This is a genomic window from Nocardiopsis mwathae (genome assembly GCF_014201195.1).
In the GTDB taxonomy this organism is placed as follows: domain Bacteria; phylum Actinomycetota; class Actinomycetes; order Streptosporangiales; family Streptosporangiaceae; genus Nocardiopsis_C; species Nocardiopsis_C mwathae.
The window spans coordinates 2,069,035-2,084,588 of the sequence record NZ_JACHDS010000001.1 but is presented as its reverse complement, the minus strand read 5'-3'; the positions used below and the strand labels follow the sequence as shown (position 1 = coordinate 2,084,588).

The following is a 15,554-nucleotide window of genomic DNA, read 5'->3' as shown; positions in this document are numbered from 1 at the left end:
CCCCATGCCCCAGCCCCGCGACTGCTCGGTGGCCCGGACCCTGGAGGTGGTCGGGGAGCGCTGGTCGCTGCTGGTCCTGCGCGAGGTCTTCCTCGGTGTGCGCCGCTTCGACCGGATCCACGAGCACACCGGGGCGCCGCGCGCGGTGCTCACCGAGCGCCTCCGCCGCCTGGTGGAGGCGGGCATCCTCCGCCGCACCGAGTACCGGGACCAGGGTGCCCGCCCCCGGAACGAGTACGAGCTGACCCACGCCGGACGCGAGCTGCGCCCGGTGCTGACCGCCCTCATGCAGTGGGGCGACCGCCATCTCGCCGGGCCGGAAGGGCCGCCGCTGCAGCTGCGCCACGCGGACTGCGGAGGCCGAATAAGCACCACACTGAACTGCGAATACGGCCACCGCATCCCGGACACCGGAGAGGGCCTGCGGGCCGTGCCCCGCGAGCCCGCACAGCCCGGGGCGCAGATGGGCGATCCTCAGGACCGGCGGAAACAGCAGGACAGCGAAGGCACGTCGGCCGAGTGAGGCCCCGCGCGGCTCAGCCCTTGGTGGCCTCTCCCCTGCGCTTGCGGTAGGCGCGCTGCTGACACGCGCGCGAGCAGTACTCCCGAGGCCGCCCCGCGGGTCCGACGGCGACGGGCCGACCGCACGCCCCACACTCCTTTTCGTCACGCCTTTCATCACAGATAAGGGCCTCGACTCCGTCGAGCACCCGCTGCAGGCCGAACTCGAAGGGGTCCGGCGGCGCGTCATAGGCCCCCTCCCGGTACAGGCGGTTCAGCGTCGGGTAGCGGTGGTCCAGGTGGGCGAAGAGCGAGTCGCGCCCGCTCCACCACTCCTCGTCGCTGACCCCGGTCCGCTCCTGGGCGCGGGCCGCTGCCGCCGCCTGCCGGGCAGTGCTCTCGACGAAGCCGCCGACGAGGTTGACCGCCGCGACCACCTGCGCGGGGGGCAGGCCTGTCTGCGCGACGATGCTCAGCCCGTGCTCGAAACCGGCCACGGCGTTGGGCCCGGGCACCTGGCGCGCATCGCCGGTCTCCGCGAGCCAGGGGTGGCGTTCGTGCAGCGCCATCCCCTCACGCGCCCACGCCTCCAGTTCCGCGCGCCACCCGGTGGCGCGCCGCACGGCCCCGGGCTCCGCCGCCGACTCCCCCAGTACCTCATCGCGCATGAGGGCCAGCAGCTCCGCCTTGCCGGGGACGTGGCGGTAGAGCGCCATGGTGGTGTAGCCGAGCCGCTCAGCCAGGCGCCGCATCGACACCGCGGCCACCCCTTCGGTGTCGGCGAGTTCCACCGCAGCGCGAACGATACGGCCGAGGCTGAGGCCACGGCGGGGCCTTTCGCCCCACAGCAGATCGGTACTGCGCTCCGGATCCGGCATGGGTTCCCATCGTCGTGTGTATGCTGTCCACTGACAGTATACGTCGTACACAATCGAGAGGGTGGGGTGTTCCTGATGATCTTCGTCGATCCTTCGGGCGACGACTCGGGTCCGGGCACGTTCGAGCGGCCGTTCGCGACCCTCGAACGCGCCCGCGACGCGGCCGCCCCCGGCACCATCGTCCACCTCAGGGCGGGGACCTACCGCCTCGCCGACACCTTCCGCATGTCCCCGCAGCACTCCGGCGTCGTCTACCAGGCCTACGGCTACGGCACCGCAGACCAGGAGGAGGTCGTCATCAGCGGCGGCCGGCCGGTAGACGGCTGGCACGCGGACACCGGAGGCACCTGGCAGGCCCCGACCCCCGGCGCGGCACCCCGCCAGCTGTACGCGTCCGGACGTCGGGTCGAGCGGGCGGCGGTCAACGTCGAATCGCACGGGCTCGTCCGCACAGCGGACGGGTACACCGCCGAGGGGGCAGCGCCGCAGTCCTGGTCAGGCGATGTCGAGCTCGTCTACCGGGGCGCCTACCCCTGGACCGAGGCCCGGTGCCCGGTCGCCGACACCTCCGCGAACGGGGACTCGACCGCCATCGCGATGGCGCAGCCCGCGTTCGACCGCGCCGTACGCGCCTACCACGCGGTCATGCCCGGGAACGGCCCCGACAGCGGCGAGTTCTACGGCGCCGACGCCCCCACCTCCGCCGAGAACAGCCCCGCCTTCCTCACCGACTGCACCTTCGCAACCGCCGGAGGCACCCTCCACTACCGCCCGCGGAACGGCGAGGAACCGGCCGGCGTCGTCGCGCCCGTGCTGGAGACGCTGCTGCACGCCCGAGGCGTCCACGACATCGCCTTCCGCGGCATCACCTTCGCCGAGGCGACCTGGCACCGGCCCAGCGGACCCGGGGGCTTCCTGCACTACCACGGCAACGCCTTCCACGACGGCGGCGAGCTGATGACCGTGGCCTTGGGCGAGGAGCCGCACCAGGGGCAGGTGACGGTCCCCGCCGAGGCCGAGAGCATTCCCGGAAACGTGCTCATCGAGGACTCCACCCGCGTCGTGATCGAAGGCTGCCGGTTCACCCGCCTGGGCGGGGTCGCGCTGGAGTTCCGCGGCCAGGGCTCCGACAACGCGGTGCGCCACAGCGAGATCACCGACGCGGCCGCGGGCGGGCTGGTGATCGGCGCGGGCGCGCGCGGGCACCGCGTCGAGGACAACCACATCCACGGCATCGGCCGCGACTACCGCGGCTCACCGGCCGTCGTGGTCTCCGGCGCCGTCGACACCGTCATCGCCCGCAACCGGGTCAACGACGTCCCGCACGTCGGCATCACCGCGAACGCGGGCCGCGGCACCCAGGTGCTCGACAACCTCGTGCACGACACCATGCAGGTCCTCGCCGACGGCGGCGGCATCTACATCTCCGGGCCGCAGGGCGACTCCTACGCCAGCGGCGCCCTGGTCCGCGGCAACGTCGTCCGCGACACCGTCACCCCGTACAACTTCGGCCTCTACACCGACTACGGCGCGGCCTGGGTCACCGTCCAGGGCAACGCCGTCTACCGGGCCGACGCGCCGATCGTGCTGAACGTGTGGCCGCCGCTGGAGCACGTGGCGTTCATCGGCAACGTCTTCGACGCCGACCCTGGCGAGGCTCCGCCGGGCGTGACACTGGCCGACAACACGGTCCTGCCGAAGGAGGCCATCGAGGACGCCCCGCAGGTGGCCGACATACTGGCCACCTGCGGCCCACGCCCGGCGCGGCAGCGGTAGGCGGCGCCCGCCCGGGTGCGGGCAAACCCATGGGAGAAGCGCGGGCTGTGCGGGCGAGGACGTCTTCGCCCGCGTAGTAGCGTTTTCGCCGTTCGAAACCACCCGCGCTTGGGAGCACCTCACGTTGGCCGATCTGTGTCCGAGTCCACCCCAACTGACGTGGCCGGATGTCGATCCGGCCCAGAACCCCTTCGAGTGGGACGACGCCGAGGCGGCCAGCCTCATGGCCGCGATCATCCCCCTCGTGCCGCAGGCGGGGTCGGACAGGAGGGCGGGGTACCGCCTCACCGATGCGGTAAGCGCCCTCCTGATGACGCGTTACGGCCGATGGGCCGACGACTGGAACCGGTCGATCGGAGAGGGCGACAAAGACGGCGGCGTCGTGACGAGCTGGTGCTGCGCCGGGCACTCCATCGGCGAACCCGAGGAGACCGCCGCGCGGGTGGTGGATGCGCTGCTGGAGTGGCGCGAGTGGCTGGAGGAGCTCGCCGACCGCTTCGCGGAACTGGCTCCGCCGCCCGATGCCGACGCTGCGGACCGCAGCTGGCACCTCGAACGAGCTGCCGTCCGGCTGGTGACCGTCGTCGTGGACCGGACCGAGGCGGAAAGCGGCTGGTACGGACACTGTTCGCAGGTGCTGGAGTGGTTCCTCGGCTCCGTCGGCGTGGACGGCGCCGAAGCCGAGGCGGCCGTCGACGCGGCGATCGGCGGGCGCTTCGAGAGCTGGTCCAGGCCTGCGCAGACCGTCGTCGACTCGGTGGGTGAGAGAGTGGCGACGCGGGTGAGCGGGCGGTGGCCCTACCGTGACCGATGACGCCCTGGCCGCCTGGCAGCGGGCCCGTCGGCAGGTGGACTGGCCGAGGGCCGCTCCGGCAGCGCCCTACACCCCGGTCATGGGAGCCGTCGACGGCGCGGCGAGCTGGTTCGACGGCCCGGTCCGCCGCCGCGACCCGGCGCGGGCCGACCGGCTTCTGTCCGCACTCGCCGCGGCCCGGGAGGACGCCCGACGGCAGGCGCCCCTGACGTTCGATCTCATGTCCCGCTGGCAGCGACACGTCCTCGGCGTACACGAGGCGGGGTTCCGCGAAGGCGACGCCTACGCGAAGGCCGGGCGGGAGCGCTACGGGCTGACGCCGCGCACGCGCGCGGACATCGAACGGTGTCTCCATGAGAGCACCGACACCGCTGTCCCGCTTCCGGCCCGTGCGGCACGCGCCTACCTGGACGTCGCGTTCTTCCACCCGTTCACCGACGGCAACGGCCGCGCGGTCCTCCTGGCCCTGGATTTCGTGCTGGTGAGAGAGGGTGTGCTGCTGGACCGGGTCGGCCCGCTCCAGAGCACACGCTATGCGGACGACGCGGACGGAGCCGCCGACCTGGCGCACCTCGTCGGTGTCCTGGTCCGGGCCACACGCCGACGGGCCGCAGAGAAGAACCACGGATGCGACCTGCCCTGCCGCGGCGGCGGGTCCGATCGGATGCCGAACCCCGGCCCCGACGGCCTTCGGTCCAGTCATGACCGCCTCCGGCCATGGCAATGACACACAGCGAGCATGGAGTTACGGTTCTCCCACTCCGTTTCCGATCGCTGGAGGCGCGGTGAGCGAGCAGACGCCGCCCCGACCGACCGAAGACCTCGATCTGATCACCCACTCGCCCGACGGGGAATCGCGCGGGATCGACTTCCGCGCCGGTGACATCTTCCCCATGGACCCGCGGCCGCACCAACGCCTGAAGATCGACGAGCCCGCCTCCGCAGCACGCCCATGGGGGTTGAGGTTCCTCCACACCCCGAAGCCTCGCGCGGGCAAGCGCGGCGCGGACACCAGCGAGTTCACCACCGGCGGCGGCCAGGACAACCAGAACCCCGAAGACTGGGACAAGGACTGATGTCCGTCCTTATCCTCGCCCACCCCTCAGACACTGTCGCCGACCTGGTGGCCGATGAACTGGAGGGGCGCGGCATGGCCGTCGCCCGGCTGACTCCCTCGGCCTTCCCCCGAAAGCTGACGATGGCGGCCCGCCTGAAGGACGGCGGCCGATGGTCGGGCACCCTGACCACCAGCGACGGCAGGCGGATCGAGCTCGGCGAGATCCGCGCGGTGTGGCGCCGCAGCGCCTCACAGTTCGTGCTCGACGGGCGGATGACCGCCCCCGAACGGGCGTTCGCCTACGGGGAGGCCCGCCGCGGCTTCGGCGGTGTGCTCGCTGCGCTGGGCGACTGCCTGTGGGTGAACGATCCGGTCGCGGCGTCCCGCGCCGAGTACAAACCGGCCCAGCTCGCCGCGGCGGCCGAGGCCGGGCTACCCGTGCCGGACACGCTGGTCACCTCCGACCCGCAGGCCGCGCACGACTGGGCGAAGCAGCTCGCCCGACCCATCGTCTACAAGCCGCTGTCCGGCGTGTGGCACGCCGACGAAGGCCGGCTCCGGCTGATGTACACCACGCCGATAGAGGACCCGGACGACCTGCTCGATCCGCGGCTGTCGCTGACCGCCCAGATGTTCCAGGAACGCGTGCCGCTGGGCTTCGCGGTCCGTGCAACGGTCGTCGGCGAGCGCGTGTTCGCTGCGCGCATCGACACCGACAGTCCGCAGGCTCAGGAGGACTGGCGCTCCGACTACGACTCTCTGCGCCACTCCGTCTTCGAATTGCCCGACGCTGTGTCGGCCGGCCTGGTAGACCTGCACCGAAGGCTCGGCCTGGTCTACGGCGCAGCCGACCTCATCTACAACGACCTCTCGGGCCGGTTCGTGTTCCTGGAGACCAACCAGAACGGCGAGTTCGGGTGGATCGCCCGCCGCACCGGCCTGCCCATCCCCGCCGCCATCGCCGATCTTCTGGAGCGCGCATGAGCCGAGCCGAAGACCTCGCCGACCTCCTAGGGCTGACCGGCCCCCTGCGCGAGGCGATGCTGGCCGTTCCCCGAGACGTGTTCGTTCCCGACGTCGGGGTCGCCGGCCCGGCGAACGGCGGGCGGTACGCGATCGACCGGCACGCCCGCCCCGACGAGTGGCGCCACGCGGTGTTCTCCGACACCGCGGTCATCACCCAGTGGGACGACGAACAGACCGACCCGGCCGAGGTGGACCTCCGCCGCGCCCAGCCCTCCAGCTCCATCTCCGCACCCGGCGTGGCCTTCGCATTCCTCGCCATGCTCGCTCCCCGCGACCACGACCGCGTCCTGGAGATCGGCACCGGAACCGGGTACACCGCCGCGGTCCTGGCGGCGCGCGTGGGCGAACACAACGTCACCAGTATCGAGGTGGATCCCGCCGTAGCCGGGCAGGCCGAGGCCAACCTCAAGCGCGTCGGCTACGCCCCACGCTTGGTCGTCGGCGACGGCGCCGACGGATGGCTCGACGGCGCCCCCTATGACCGGGTTCACGCCACCTGCGCGGTACGGCGCATCCCGGGCGCTTGGGTCGCCCAGACCCGTCCCGGCGGTGTCATCGTTGTGCCGTGGCAGCCCGGGTACGACTTCGGGTGGATCGTTCGGCTCACAGTGGCCGGTGGAGCGGCCCATGGGCGGTTCCACGGGCGCGCCGGGTACATGATGCTCCGCGATCAGCGCGCGGAGATGCGCTTCACCGTGCATCACGAGGACCAGGCGGTCACCGCCACGACCCGACTGGACCCGCGCAGCATCGTCGACGCCGGTGAGGGTGCCGAACTGGCGATCACGGCGCTCGTGCCGGACGTCAAGCTCATCCCGATCCGCGCCAGCGACGGGACCGTCTCGGTGTCGCTGTACGAGCTCGGCAGGCCTGAGGGGGCTTGGGCGGCCTGCGACTACGAACCAGGGGACGACGAGTACGAGGTCACGCAGTACGGCGGCCGACGGCTCTGGGACGAAGCCGAGGCCGCGTACCTGCGCTGGCTGGATGTGGGCAGCCCCGGCATCGACCGCTTCGGCGTCACGGTGACTGCGGGTGGCCAGCACACCATATGGATCGACGCGCCAGGGCGGACGCTCGACCGCTGACGGTCGGCGAACCACGTCTCCGACCAGGTGGAGAGCGAGGACGCATGGTTGCTGGATGGCCTGGACCTGCGGGTTCTCGCTTACCTTGGGGCTACAGGCGGTCGGCCTTCACCTCGGTCAGGAAGGCGTGCCACTCGGCGGCCGGAAAGGCGATATGCCCGGTCCCCTCGTGTTGGGAATCGCGGACAGCCGCGCCACCGGGCAAGTCGGCGACCTCGACACAGTCCTGTCCCTTGGCCGAGCTATAGCTCGACTTGCGAAAGACCAGGTGGGTGGGCATCTCGGGTCCTTGCACTTGTCGGCTTCAGACCGACGCTCTCAGCGGAGGTCTCTGGTGCGTGTTGGCCCCCTCGTCTCCGCGATGAGGGGGCCAACACGTTTCTTTAGAAGCGATCAGATCCGATCGGTCTTCACTTCGTTGAGGAAGGCACGCCACTCGGCGGCCGGGAAGACAAGCGCGCCACGCTCGCGGTGCTTCGTGTCTCTGATCGCTCTGGCTCTTTCACTGAGAGCGGCAACTTCCACACAGTCCTGGCTTCTGTTGCTGTAGCTGCTCTTGCGGAACTCAAGTGATGGGTTCATTGCTGGGTCACTCTCTTTGCGGGATGCCTTTGAGGACGTCGGTGAGGTACTGCGCACTCTGGACCGTGGTGAGAGCGGCTGCCTGGATCTCGGCGAAGGTATCCGTATGGATGGCAACCTCCTCGGGCGACTCCTCGAACAGGCCGCTACCGAGGTTGTCGGTATAGACGATGGTGGGATCGAGCGGTTCGGGGAAATCCAGGATTGTGAAGGCCGCGCCGAGAGCTGCATGCGCTCCCGATTCGAACGAGAGCACCTGGATGTCGATGTTCGGCAGCTGCCCAACACGCAACAAGTACTCCAGTTGCGTGGCCATCACGTCCCACCCGCCGATGGGGCGCCTGAGGGCGGCCTCGTCGATGATCGCCCACAGGCGTGGCGGCGAGTCGAAGCGGGTGAGGATCTCGCGTCGAGCCATGCGAGCGTCCACCTGGCGCTGGATGTGCTCCAGGGAGGTGTAGCGGCCGCCTCGGAACACTGCTTCGGCATACTCGGGTGTCTGCAACAGTCCGGGGATGATGGCGATTTGGTAGGTCCGTATGGCCGACGCCTCAGCCTCGAAGTCCGGTAGGGGCTCGCTACCGAAGACGTCCCTGTACTTCCACCACCAGCCCTTCTGCTTCGCCTCGCGGGCGAGCTGGTGCATGGCTTCGCGAGTTGCCTCGTCGTCGACGTTGTACAGCGTCAGAAGTTGGTCGAGATCGGCTGGCTTTACGGTCCTCAGCTCGCTGGTTTCCACACGTCCGACCTTCGCTCTGGCCCAGTCGAGCCGCTCGGCAGCGTCCGCAAGGGTGAGGCCGGCCTTCTCGCGCGCCGACCGGAGCTGCGCGCCGAGGCGCCGTCGACGAACCGAGGGGCTGTAGGACTGCGTGCGTGCCATGCGCACCAGTCTAGTCGGGAAAAAAATAAGAGAATCCCCGATTTTACTTGTGAACTCGGGCCATCCCCCTCATGATGTATATCACTCGATCTTCTCGTTCTTCTATGAAGACTAGGAGATCATCCACATGCGAGCCATGGATCAGCGGATGTCGCACCAACCTTGCACGTTGGCGCGCGCAGCGCAGGAGGCCGACAGCATGCGCACACCTGCACACGTCATCGTCACGGACGACTCGGTGATCTCAGCTGGTAGGGAGATGACCGGCGCGGAGGTCACTGACCTGGCACGGCGGATCGACCGTGTACGACGGGCCACCACATGGCGAGAGATGACCAGGAACTTCCCGATTGGCTGCTGGGTGCGCAGCACCAAGACGCCGCGACCGCACCCCGACCAGGTCATCGGCTACGCAGCAGCACGCGCGAGCCAATCCGAGCACCGTCTGAAGGTCAGAAGTCGGCGCAACATCGAGGTGCTGATGCCGACCAGCGAAGCGGAGCGATGCAGGCCACCCAATGACCTGCGATGAGTTCCGGGTCTCCGCCTGGCGGAGACCCGGTGGGACCCGTTTCAGACGGGTCACCCCACACAAGAAAGACCCCGGCGGCGGTGAACGCCCCGGGGCACGGCCGATCTGACCCTAGCCAGGAGATCGACATGTTCCAGACTAGCGCCCGCATCTGGGCGCTCATCACGCTTGCCTTGGGGGCGCTGCTGCTGTCTGCCGCCCCCTCCTCGGACCGAATCCACCCCCAACTCCCACTCAACGACGCTGACCTGGACAACCTCGCCGACATCGCCGACAGCTTCGACGACTGGCTGATCTCGACCGGCGAGGACCGGGGCCGCCTGGTCTACGAGGCCGAGCACCTCGCGACCGGGGTCACCGTCAGCGCACGGACCCTGGAGATCTTCCGCCTCCTCCTCGACCGCACCTCTCGTGGGCTCGCTGACGTGGTGCCTCCGTCGGAGCGCGTGCGCCCCTTCGTCCTCGCCCACCACTACGAGCAGTCGGTAGCCGACGCGCGCCATGAGGCATCCCTGGCTGCGATCGCCCACAAGGCGGAGCAGGACGAGCTCGCCGAGCGGTGGCTCGGGGCAGGGGGCGACCGATGAACGTCGCCGTCACCATCCAGCGCCTGCCGTCGGGCGAGGCCGTGAGCCGAGTGGCGCGCCACGGCGACATCACCGTCGTCTACCGCCTCGACCCCCACAGCTCGGCGCCGTTCATCGTCCGCGGGCTCGGCGGGCGGAACGTGCGCCTGGGCGCGTCCTGCGACGAGGCGCACCGTGCCCTGACCCGCGAATGCGGACTCACCCGTGCCGAGGCCACCCGCCTCATCGACGCCGTCCAGGAGGTGGAGTCGTGATGGCCTCCATGCGCACCGGCGAAGCGCTCACGCTCGCCGCGCTCCAGACCTGGGCGCAGTACCACGAAGTCGCCATCGAGCGCGTGGAATCATGGGACGTCGTGGTCCACCGCGCCGAGGAGGTCCGTGCCGACGGCACCCGCCACCGCCGCCTGTACCGCGAGACGTTCCCGCCGGTCATCGCGATCAAGCGCCGGGCCAACACGTTCACCGTCGAGGCGGTCCACGAGCCCGCCGGGGCACAATGCTTCCATGTCCGGGTCATCACCCCCCGCCTGAGCGGCGGCGAACTGGTCGATCCCGGCTACCTCGCCGAGCTGGTCGCCGTCGCGAGAATCCAGCGGAAGTGCCGGGCGAGGTGCGGGGCCACAGCGGAGAACCTGCGCGTCCTCACCACCGAGCGCACCTACTCCGCTCACCGCCCGTCCGATTGGAAGGGGTGAGCATGCAGCAGACCCTCACCGGACCGGCCTGCCCGACGTGCCGGCACCCGTCCTGCCGGGCCGCCCGCGCCGCCGACCAGCCCCTCAACGGCGGGCGCCGCGCCGAGTACGCCGCCGAGCACCGGCGAGCCGACGCCCTGGCGGCCCGCCACCCCGGCCCCATCATCTGGTGGGGCGAACACACCATGCGGTACCACGCCCTGACCACCTCGGGCCACTACGAGGCCCCCGACATCGATGAGCTGGTGCTGCTCATCCGGCGGTACATCGAACCCCGGGGCTTCACCGGCCCCAAGGGCCGGCGGAGCACCGAGCCCGGTGTCGCGCTGCATTCGGCCGTGCCGACGTGTGTGGCGCGACCTGTTCCCGCTCCGTCGCCGGGTGAACGGAGAAGCGGAAGGCTGCCCGGCCCTCTGCCGTAACGAGACGCGCGGGCACTGCCGACCGGGCCGAGGATGAGAGCCGCGGGCGCTCGGAAGCGCGCCTGCGGCTCCCCCTGGGCAAGGGCCGATCGGTCGCGAAGTCCACCCCCGAACGCCTTTCTCCTACAGCATGTAGTACTACATAGGGAAGTACTACTACGCATAGAGGGTGTGGGCCATGCGGGTGCTCATCGTGGGGGCCGGGATCGCAGGGCTGGCCGCAGCCCGGGGGATGATCGCCGCAGGGCACGAGGTGACCGTGCTCGAACGGGCACCCGAGCTGCGTGACGGCGGCTGCGCGCTGGTCCTCTGGCACAACGGCACGGCGATCCTCGGTGACCTCGGTGTACGGCTGGACGGGACAGGACAGCGCATCGAAGCCATCGACGTCCGCAGCGCCCGAGGACGCCCCGCCATGGTGGTGGACACCGCGCAGTTGGAAGCCCGCTTCGGCTCTCCGACGATGGTGATCCCCCGCAGGTCGCTGATCGCCCGACTCGCCGAAGGCCTGCCGGAAGGGACCGTTCGGTTCGGTGCCCGCTTCGCCCGCCTCCACGACGACGGGCGAAGCGTCCGCGTCGAGGCGCAGGACGGCGCGGAATACTCGGGCGATCTGCTCATCGGCGCCGACGGCGTGAACTCCCAGGTGCGCACGGCGCTCTTCGGCCCCGGTCCGGGAACAGAAGCGCGCCTGACCGGCGCGGCCACCTGGCAGGGACTGATCCCGGCGCCGTTCGAGATCGGCCCCCGCGCCCTGCTGTTCCTCGGCCGCGAGGGCGGGGTGGGCATGAACCCCGCGGGCGACGGAATGCTCCAGTGGCTCATCGACCTGCGGTGGCGGCCGACCGACGGCGTCGACAGCCCGGAGCGCGCGCTCGCCGCCCTCCGGGAGACGTACGCCGGCTGGGCACCACCCGTGCGCGAACTGCTGGCCGCACTGTCGGAGAAGGACCTGGAGTTCTTCCCGCACCGCCGACACCACGCCCCACTCCACTGGCATCGCGGCCGCTGCGCCTTGATCGGCGACGCCGTCCATGCGATGCCGCCGATCCTGGCGCAGGGAGCCGGCCAGGCACTGGAAGACGTCGCCGCACTGCTGCGCGGCCTCGACGCCGAGCACGACCCGGCCGCGGTACTGAGCGCCTACGAGAACGGCCGCCGACGCCAGGCGGTGCTGGCCGCGACGGCCGCCACCCAGGGCATCGCGACCTCCGGCCCGCGCACCCTGGGCCAGAGCGAGGCGGCGCTGCGCATGTCCTCGGCCGGCATGCCCAAGAACATGGTGACCTGGATGTTCGGCAAGCTGATCCGCGGGGTCAGCGGCCGGCTCTGAGCGCCCGCGCCACGTCCACGTCCTCGGCCGGAGGGCGGTTGCGGGGGGCGCTCAGCCCATCCGGTCCAGGGCCCACCGGGCCCAGTCGCGGCGTGCGCGGTGCATGCGAAGGCCGAATTCGGCGGCGACGCGGCCGAACTGCGGAGGCTCGCCCGGCGTCGCGTCGGCGTCGAGGGCGGCCACGATCTCGGACAGCTTGTGTGCCTCGCGGTCGCTGTCGTCGGCGTGCATACGCAGGAGCTGCCGCGCGTCGTCCGGTTCCAGTGCCGAGAGCAGGAACAGGCGCAGGACCTGCACGTTGCGCGCCGGACCTTCGTCCTGGGGGGTGAACAGCCACCGGCGGAGCTCGGCGCGTCCGGCATCGGTCACCGCATAGGTGCGGCGTCCGCGAGCGCCCTCGCCGGCGACCTCGATCAGCCCCTCATCGGCGAGCTTGGCGAGTTCGGGGTAGATGCGAGTGTGCGGGGCGTGCCAGGCGTACTCCCCCAGGTCCCCGTCGAACCGTTTCTTCAGGTCGTAGCCGCTGGACGGCTCGTAGGCCAGCATGCCGAGGAGTGCGTGGCGGAGTGACATGTCTCAAATATACATGTCCTAGGTTGACATGTACAAAATAGACATGTCATGTTGGCGGGCATGACGATCACCCTCTCCCGCCTTGTGCCGGTGCCTGCGCAGGTGCGCGGGCCGCGCTCCCGCCGCGGAGGCACACCGTGAGACCGCGCGCCCTCATCATGGGCCTGGCCTGGGACGTCGGCCTTCCCGTCGCCGCGTACTACGGCGCGCGGGCGCTGGGCTGCGACGTGTTCGTGTCGCTGCTGGCGGGGACGGCCGCGGCGCTGCTGCGCGTCGGGATCATCGCGGCCCGGCACCGCAGGTTCGACGGGTTCGCCGCGCTCATGGTCGCGGTCTTCGCCACGGGCCTCCTCCTCTCCCTGATCACCGGAGACCCCCGGATGATGCTGGCGCGGGAGTCGCTGACCACCGCCGTCGTCGGGACCGCGTTCCTGGGTTCGTGTGTCGTCGGACGGCCGCTCATCTACACGATCGCCCGGCGGATGAACGCCGCCGACGAGCGGAAACTCGCCGAGTGGGAGCGGCTGTGGTCGGTGGACGCGCGTTTCCGCGGCGTGTTCTCGACGATGAGCCTGGTGTGGGGCCTCGGACTGGTGGCCGAGTCGATCGTCCGGCTCCCGCTGGTCTTCACTCTGCCCGCCGATGTCATGGCCGGGTTGTCCACGATCCTGATGGTGGCGACGTTCGCCGCGCTGGCCGCGTGGACGCTCAGGTACGCCCGCCGCCACCGGCCCGCCGCCGCAGAGGCGGTCGGCCCCGGGCTTGAGGAGAATCGGAACGACGTCCCGCGCTAAGGCGTCAGCCGCGGGTCCGAGACAATGCGACCCGACCTGACGGTTGATCCGCTCTGGGTCGGTGGGGCGGAGGACTGGCCTTCCATTCCATGGCCAGGGTCGGGCGAATCTTCTGCGGCCGGAATGCGCCATGATGAGTTGAGATATCTATCCCGTTGTGCGAAGCGGAATTTTATGACCTCTGCCAGAGCTCAGTACGGTCGCATTCATGGAGTGGACCTTTCAGAGTGCAGAAGAAATCGCGGCTGCCTTGCGCGCCGGTGACGTCACCTCGGCGGAACTGACCGACGAGGCGATCGCCCGTATCGAGCGCGACGACAAAGCGGTCAACGCGATCTGTGTGCCGGACTTCGACCGTGCGCGGGCGGCCGCGCGCGGTGCCGACCGGGCGCGCGCCCGCGGCGAGGACCGGCCGCTACTCGGTATTCCGGTGACGGTCAAAGAGTCCTACAACATGGCGGGGCTGCCCACCACCTGGGGCATGCCGCAACACCGGGACTATGTGCCGGCCGAGGACGCGGTACAGGTATCGCGGCTCAAGGCCGCGGGCGCGGTGGTGCTGGGCAAGACCAATGTGCCTTTGGGACTGCAGGATATCCAGAGCTTCAACGAGATCTACGGGGCCACGAACAATCCGTGGAATCATGCTCGCACGTCGGGCGGATCCTCCGGCGGATCAGCGGCGGCCCTGGCGTCCGGATTCTGCGCGCTGTCCATCGGCTCCGACCTCGCCGGTTCGCTGCGCACCCCCGCGCATTTATGCGGCATCTATGCGCACAAGCCGACCCTCGGACTGGCGGCGACCCGCGGCATGGCCGCGCCGTCGGCACCGCCATTGCCGGTCGACCACGACCTCGCCGTCGTCGGTCCGATGGCGCGCACCGCCCGCGACCTCGCGCTCCTGCTCGACGTCATGGCCGGACCGGACCCTCTGACGCTCGGCAAGGCGCACCGCCTGACGCTGCCGCCCGCACGTCACGAGCGGCTCGGCGACTTCCGGGTCCTGGTCGTCGACGAGCATCCGCTCATTCCGACCGGGTCGGCTGTGCGGGACGGCGTGAACCGGGTGGCCGACGCACTTGTCGACGGCGGCGCCCACGTCGAACGGCACACTCCCCTGCTGCCCGACCTGGCCGAAGCCGTGACGCTCTACACGCAGTTGCTGTTCTCCGGCTCCGTTGCGCGTTTTCCCGTCGAAGCCTACGGGCAGCTGCGGGACCGCGCCGCCGGACTGGGCGTGGACGACCGGAGTCTCGACGCGGCGCGGCTGCGCGGGATGGTGTTCAGCCACCGCGACTGGATCGAGGCGAACGACCGTCGCGAGCTCCACCGTCACGGCTGGCGGCAGCTCTTCGCCGAGTTCGACGCCGTGGTGTGCCCGATCACGCCGACTCCCGCGTTCCCGCACGACCACGACCCCGATCTGCTGGAACGCCGGATCGACATCGACGGCGACGAGTACACGTACTTCGACCAGCTTGTCTGGGCCGGTCTGGCCACCATGCCCGGTCTGCCCGCCACCGCCCTACCAGCGGGCCGGTCCTCTGAGGGGCTGCCGGTGGGAGTGCAGCTCATCGGTCCGCTGTTCGAGGACCGCACCCAGCTGCGGCTGGCCGAACTGCTCGAACAGAAGTTCGGCGGCTTTGTGGCGCCGACGTAGGGCGTACCACCGGGCGTCCGTGAATCCGCATGCGTCGCGGATCTCCTCGGCGTGGTCAAGGCGGGTCCGTTCACGGGCGGCGTAGTCGGCGAGGCAGCCAGGGTCAGCGATACCGAGCTGTTCGGCGCGGTGGATGACCGCGTTCTCGGGGGCCTCGCTGGGGTCGGCGAGGAGGGGGCCAGCGAACGCGCCGTGACCCCGGAAGCTACGAACAGGCGCGAAATGCTTGAAGCGGGGTTCCGTTCCGATGTTCCTCAACCCCGCCACCCGTGAAGCCGACCTCCGCTCCGGTCCCGCCCACCCCGGTTCGCCGATCGGCGGGCGGCTTCCCGCCCGCCGATTTGCTTAGTTAGG

Annotated in this window: 20 protein-coding genes and 1 pseudogene; 15 read left to right on the top strand and 6 right to left on the bottom strand. The window is 70.3% G+C overall.

The window, feature by feature from the left end; genetic code table 11:
• Positions 1-4: 4 nt before the first annotated feature.
• Entirely contained in the window at positions 5-523 is a 519-nt protein-coding gene (locus HNR23_RS08700) for a winged helix-turn-helix transcriptional regulator (protein WP_184074907.1), read from the top strand.
• Positions 524-536: 13 nt separating this feature from the next.
• Here HNR23_RS08700 and HNR23_RS08695 read toward each other — a convergent pair whose 3' ends face one another.
• A complete protein-coding gene (locus HNR23_RS08695) occupies positions 537-1,379 on the bottom strand; it encodes a TetR/AcrR family transcriptional regulator (RefSeq protein ID WP_184074906.1) in 843 nt (280 codons plus the stop codon).
• 75 nt (positions 1,380-1,454) lie between these two features.
• On the opposite strand from HNR23_RS08695, the gene HNR23_RS08690 reads away from it, so the two are divergent.
• From HNR23_RS08690 to HNR23_RS08665, 6 genes are all read left to right on the top strand, one after another.
• Positions 1,455-3,155 carry a right-handed parallel beta-helix repeat-containing protein gene (locus HNR23_RS08690; RefSeq protein WP_184074905.1) on the top strand — a complete coding sequence of 567 codons (1,701 nt, stop codon included), beginning with the start codon at positions 1,455-1,457 and terminating at the stop codon, positions 3,153-3,155.
• Between the two features lie 124 nt (positions 3,156-3,279).
• The gene (locus tag HNR23_RS08685) at positions 3,280-3,969 is read left to right on the top strand and encodes a hypothetical protein (RefSeq protein WP_221308069.1); all 690 of its coding nucleotides are present in this window, start codon (positions 3,280-3,282) and stop codon (positions 3,967-3,969) included.
• Positions 3,959-4,696, top strand: coding sequence for a Fic family protein (locus HNR23_RS08680; protein WP_221308068.1), 738 nt, complete (start codon positions 3,959-3,961; stop codon positions 4,694-4,696). Before HNR23_RS08685 ends, HNR23_RS08680 begins: the two co-directional genes overlap by 11 nt.
• Before the next feature lie 58 nt (positions 4,697-4,754).
• A complete protein-coding gene (locus tag HNR23_RS08675; RefSeq protein ID WP_184074904.1) occupies positions 4,755-5,045 on the top strand; it encodes a hypothetical protein in 291 nt (96 codons plus the stop codon).
• Positions 5,045-6,010 carry an MvdC/MvdD family ATP grasp protein gene (locus HNR23_RS08670; protein WP_184074903.1) on the top strand — a complete coding sequence of 322 codons (966 nt, stop codon included), beginning with the start codon at positions 5,045-5,047 and terminating at the stop codon, positions 6,008-6,010. The genes HNR23_RS08675 and HNR23_RS08670 overlap by 1 nt, the downstream gene beginning before the upstream one ends.
• Positions 6,007-7,140 carry a methyltransferase domain-containing protein gene (locus HNR23_RS08665; RefSeq protein WP_184074902.1) on the top strand — a complete coding sequence of 378 codons (1,134 nt, stop codon included), beginning with the start codon at positions 6,007-6,009 and terminating at the stop codon, positions 7,138-7,140. Before HNR23_RS08670 ends, HNR23_RS08665 begins: the two co-directional genes overlap by 4 nt.
• A 91-nt stretch (positions 7,141-7,231) precedes the next feature.
• Here HNR23_RS08665 and HNR23_RS08660 read toward each other — a convergent pair whose 3' ends face one another.
• The 3 genes from HNR23_RS08660 to HNR23_RS08650 form a co-directional block, all read right to left on the bottom strand.
• Positions 7,232-7,420: a DUF397 domain-containing protein gene (locus HNR23_RS08660; protein ID WP_184074901.1), complete on the bottom strand. Its 189-nt coding sequence runs from the start codon at positions 7,418-7,420 to the stop codon at positions 7,232-7,234.
• A gap of 113 nt (positions 7,421-7,533) precedes the next feature.
• Entirely contained in the window at positions 7,534-7,722 is a 189-nt protein-coding gene (locus tag HNR23_RS08655) for a DUF397 domain-containing protein (RefSeq protein WP_184074900.1), read from the bottom strand.
• Positions 7,723-7,729: 7 nt separating this feature from the next.
• Positions 7,730-8,602 carry a helix-turn-helix domain-containing protein gene (locus HNR23_RS08650; RefSeq protein WP_184074899.1) on the bottom strand — a complete coding sequence of 291 codons (873 nt, stop codon included), beginning with the start codon at positions 8,600-8,602 and terminating at the stop codon, positions 7,730-7,732.
• Positions 8,603-8,801: 199 nt separating this feature from the next.
• Between HNR23_RS08650 and HNR23_RS08645 the strand changes: the two genes are divergently transcribed.
• From HNR23_RS08645 to HNR23_RS08620, 6 genes are all read left to right on the top strand, one after another.
• Entirely contained in the window at positions 8,802-9,134 is a 333-nt protein-coding gene (locus tag HNR23_RS08645; protein WP_184074898.1) for a hypothetical protein, read from the top strand.
• Between the two features lie 128 nt (positions 9,135-9,262).
• Positions 9,263-9,721 (top strand): hypothetical protein, encoded by a 459-nt coding sequence (locus HNR23_RS08640; protein ID WP_184074897.1) that lies wholly within the window; start codon positions 9,263-9,265, stop codon positions 9,719-9,721.
• Complete coding sequence (locus HNR23_RS08635; RefSeq protein ID WP_184074896.1) at positions 9,718-9,975, top strand: hypothetical protein; 258 nt, start codon at positions 9,718-9,720, stop codon at positions 9,973-9,975. Before HNR23_RS08640 ends, HNR23_RS08635 begins: the two co-directional genes overlap by 4 nt.
• Positions 9,975-10,418, top strand: coding sequence for a hypothetical protein (locus HNR23_RS08630; RefSeq protein ID WP_184074895.1), 444 nt, complete (start codon positions 9,975-9,977; stop codon positions 10,416-10,418). The genes HNR23_RS08635 and HNR23_RS08630 overlap by 1 nt, the downstream gene beginning before the upstream one ends.
• 2 nt (positions 10,419-10,420) lie before the next feature.
• Positions 10,421-10,840, top strand: coding sequence for a hypothetical protein (locus HNR23_RS08625; RefSeq protein WP_184074894.1), 420 nt, complete (start codon positions 10,421-10,423; stop codon positions 10,838-10,840).
• 178 nt (positions 10,841-11,018) lie between these two features.
• Complete coding sequence (locus HNR23_RS08620; RefSeq protein ID WP_184074893.1) at positions 11,019-12,173, top strand: FAD-dependent oxidoreductase; 1,155 nt, start codon at positions 11,019-11,021, stop codon at positions 12,171-12,173.
• A gap of 51 nt (positions 12,174-12,224) precedes the next feature.
• Here the strand turns inward: HNR23_RS08620 and HNR23_RS08615 are convergent, their stop codons facing one another.
• Positions 12,225-12,746: a PadR family transcriptional regulator gene (locus HNR23_RS08615; RefSeq protein WP_184074892.1), complete on the bottom strand. Its 522-nt coding sequence runs from the start codon at positions 12,744-12,746 to the stop codon at positions 12,225-12,227.
• A 137-nt stretch (positions 12,747-12,883) separates the two neighbouring features.
• On the opposite strand from HNR23_RS08615, the gene HNR23_RS08610 reads away from it, so the two are divergent.
• Positions 12,884-13,540 (top strand): VC0807 family protein, encoded by a 657-nt coding sequence (locus HNR23_RS08610; RefSeq protein WP_184074891.1) that lies wholly within the window; start codon positions 12,884-12,886, stop codon positions 13,538-13,540.
• Between the two features lie 208 nt (positions 13,541-13,748).
• Positions 13,749-15,200, top strand: a complete 1,452-nt coding sequence (locus HNR23_RS08605) for an amidase (protein ID WP_184074890.1) — start codon at positions 13,749-13,751, stop codon at positions 15,198-15,200.
• Positions 15,201-15,254: 54 nt separating this feature from the next.
• Here HNR23_RS08605 and HNR23_RS26650 read toward each other — a convergent pair.
• A pseudogene (locus tag HNR23_RS26650) lies at positions 15,255-15,467 on the bottom strand (hypothetical protein); the annotation flags it as partial.
• Positions 15,468-15,554 lie beyond the last annotated feature (87 nt).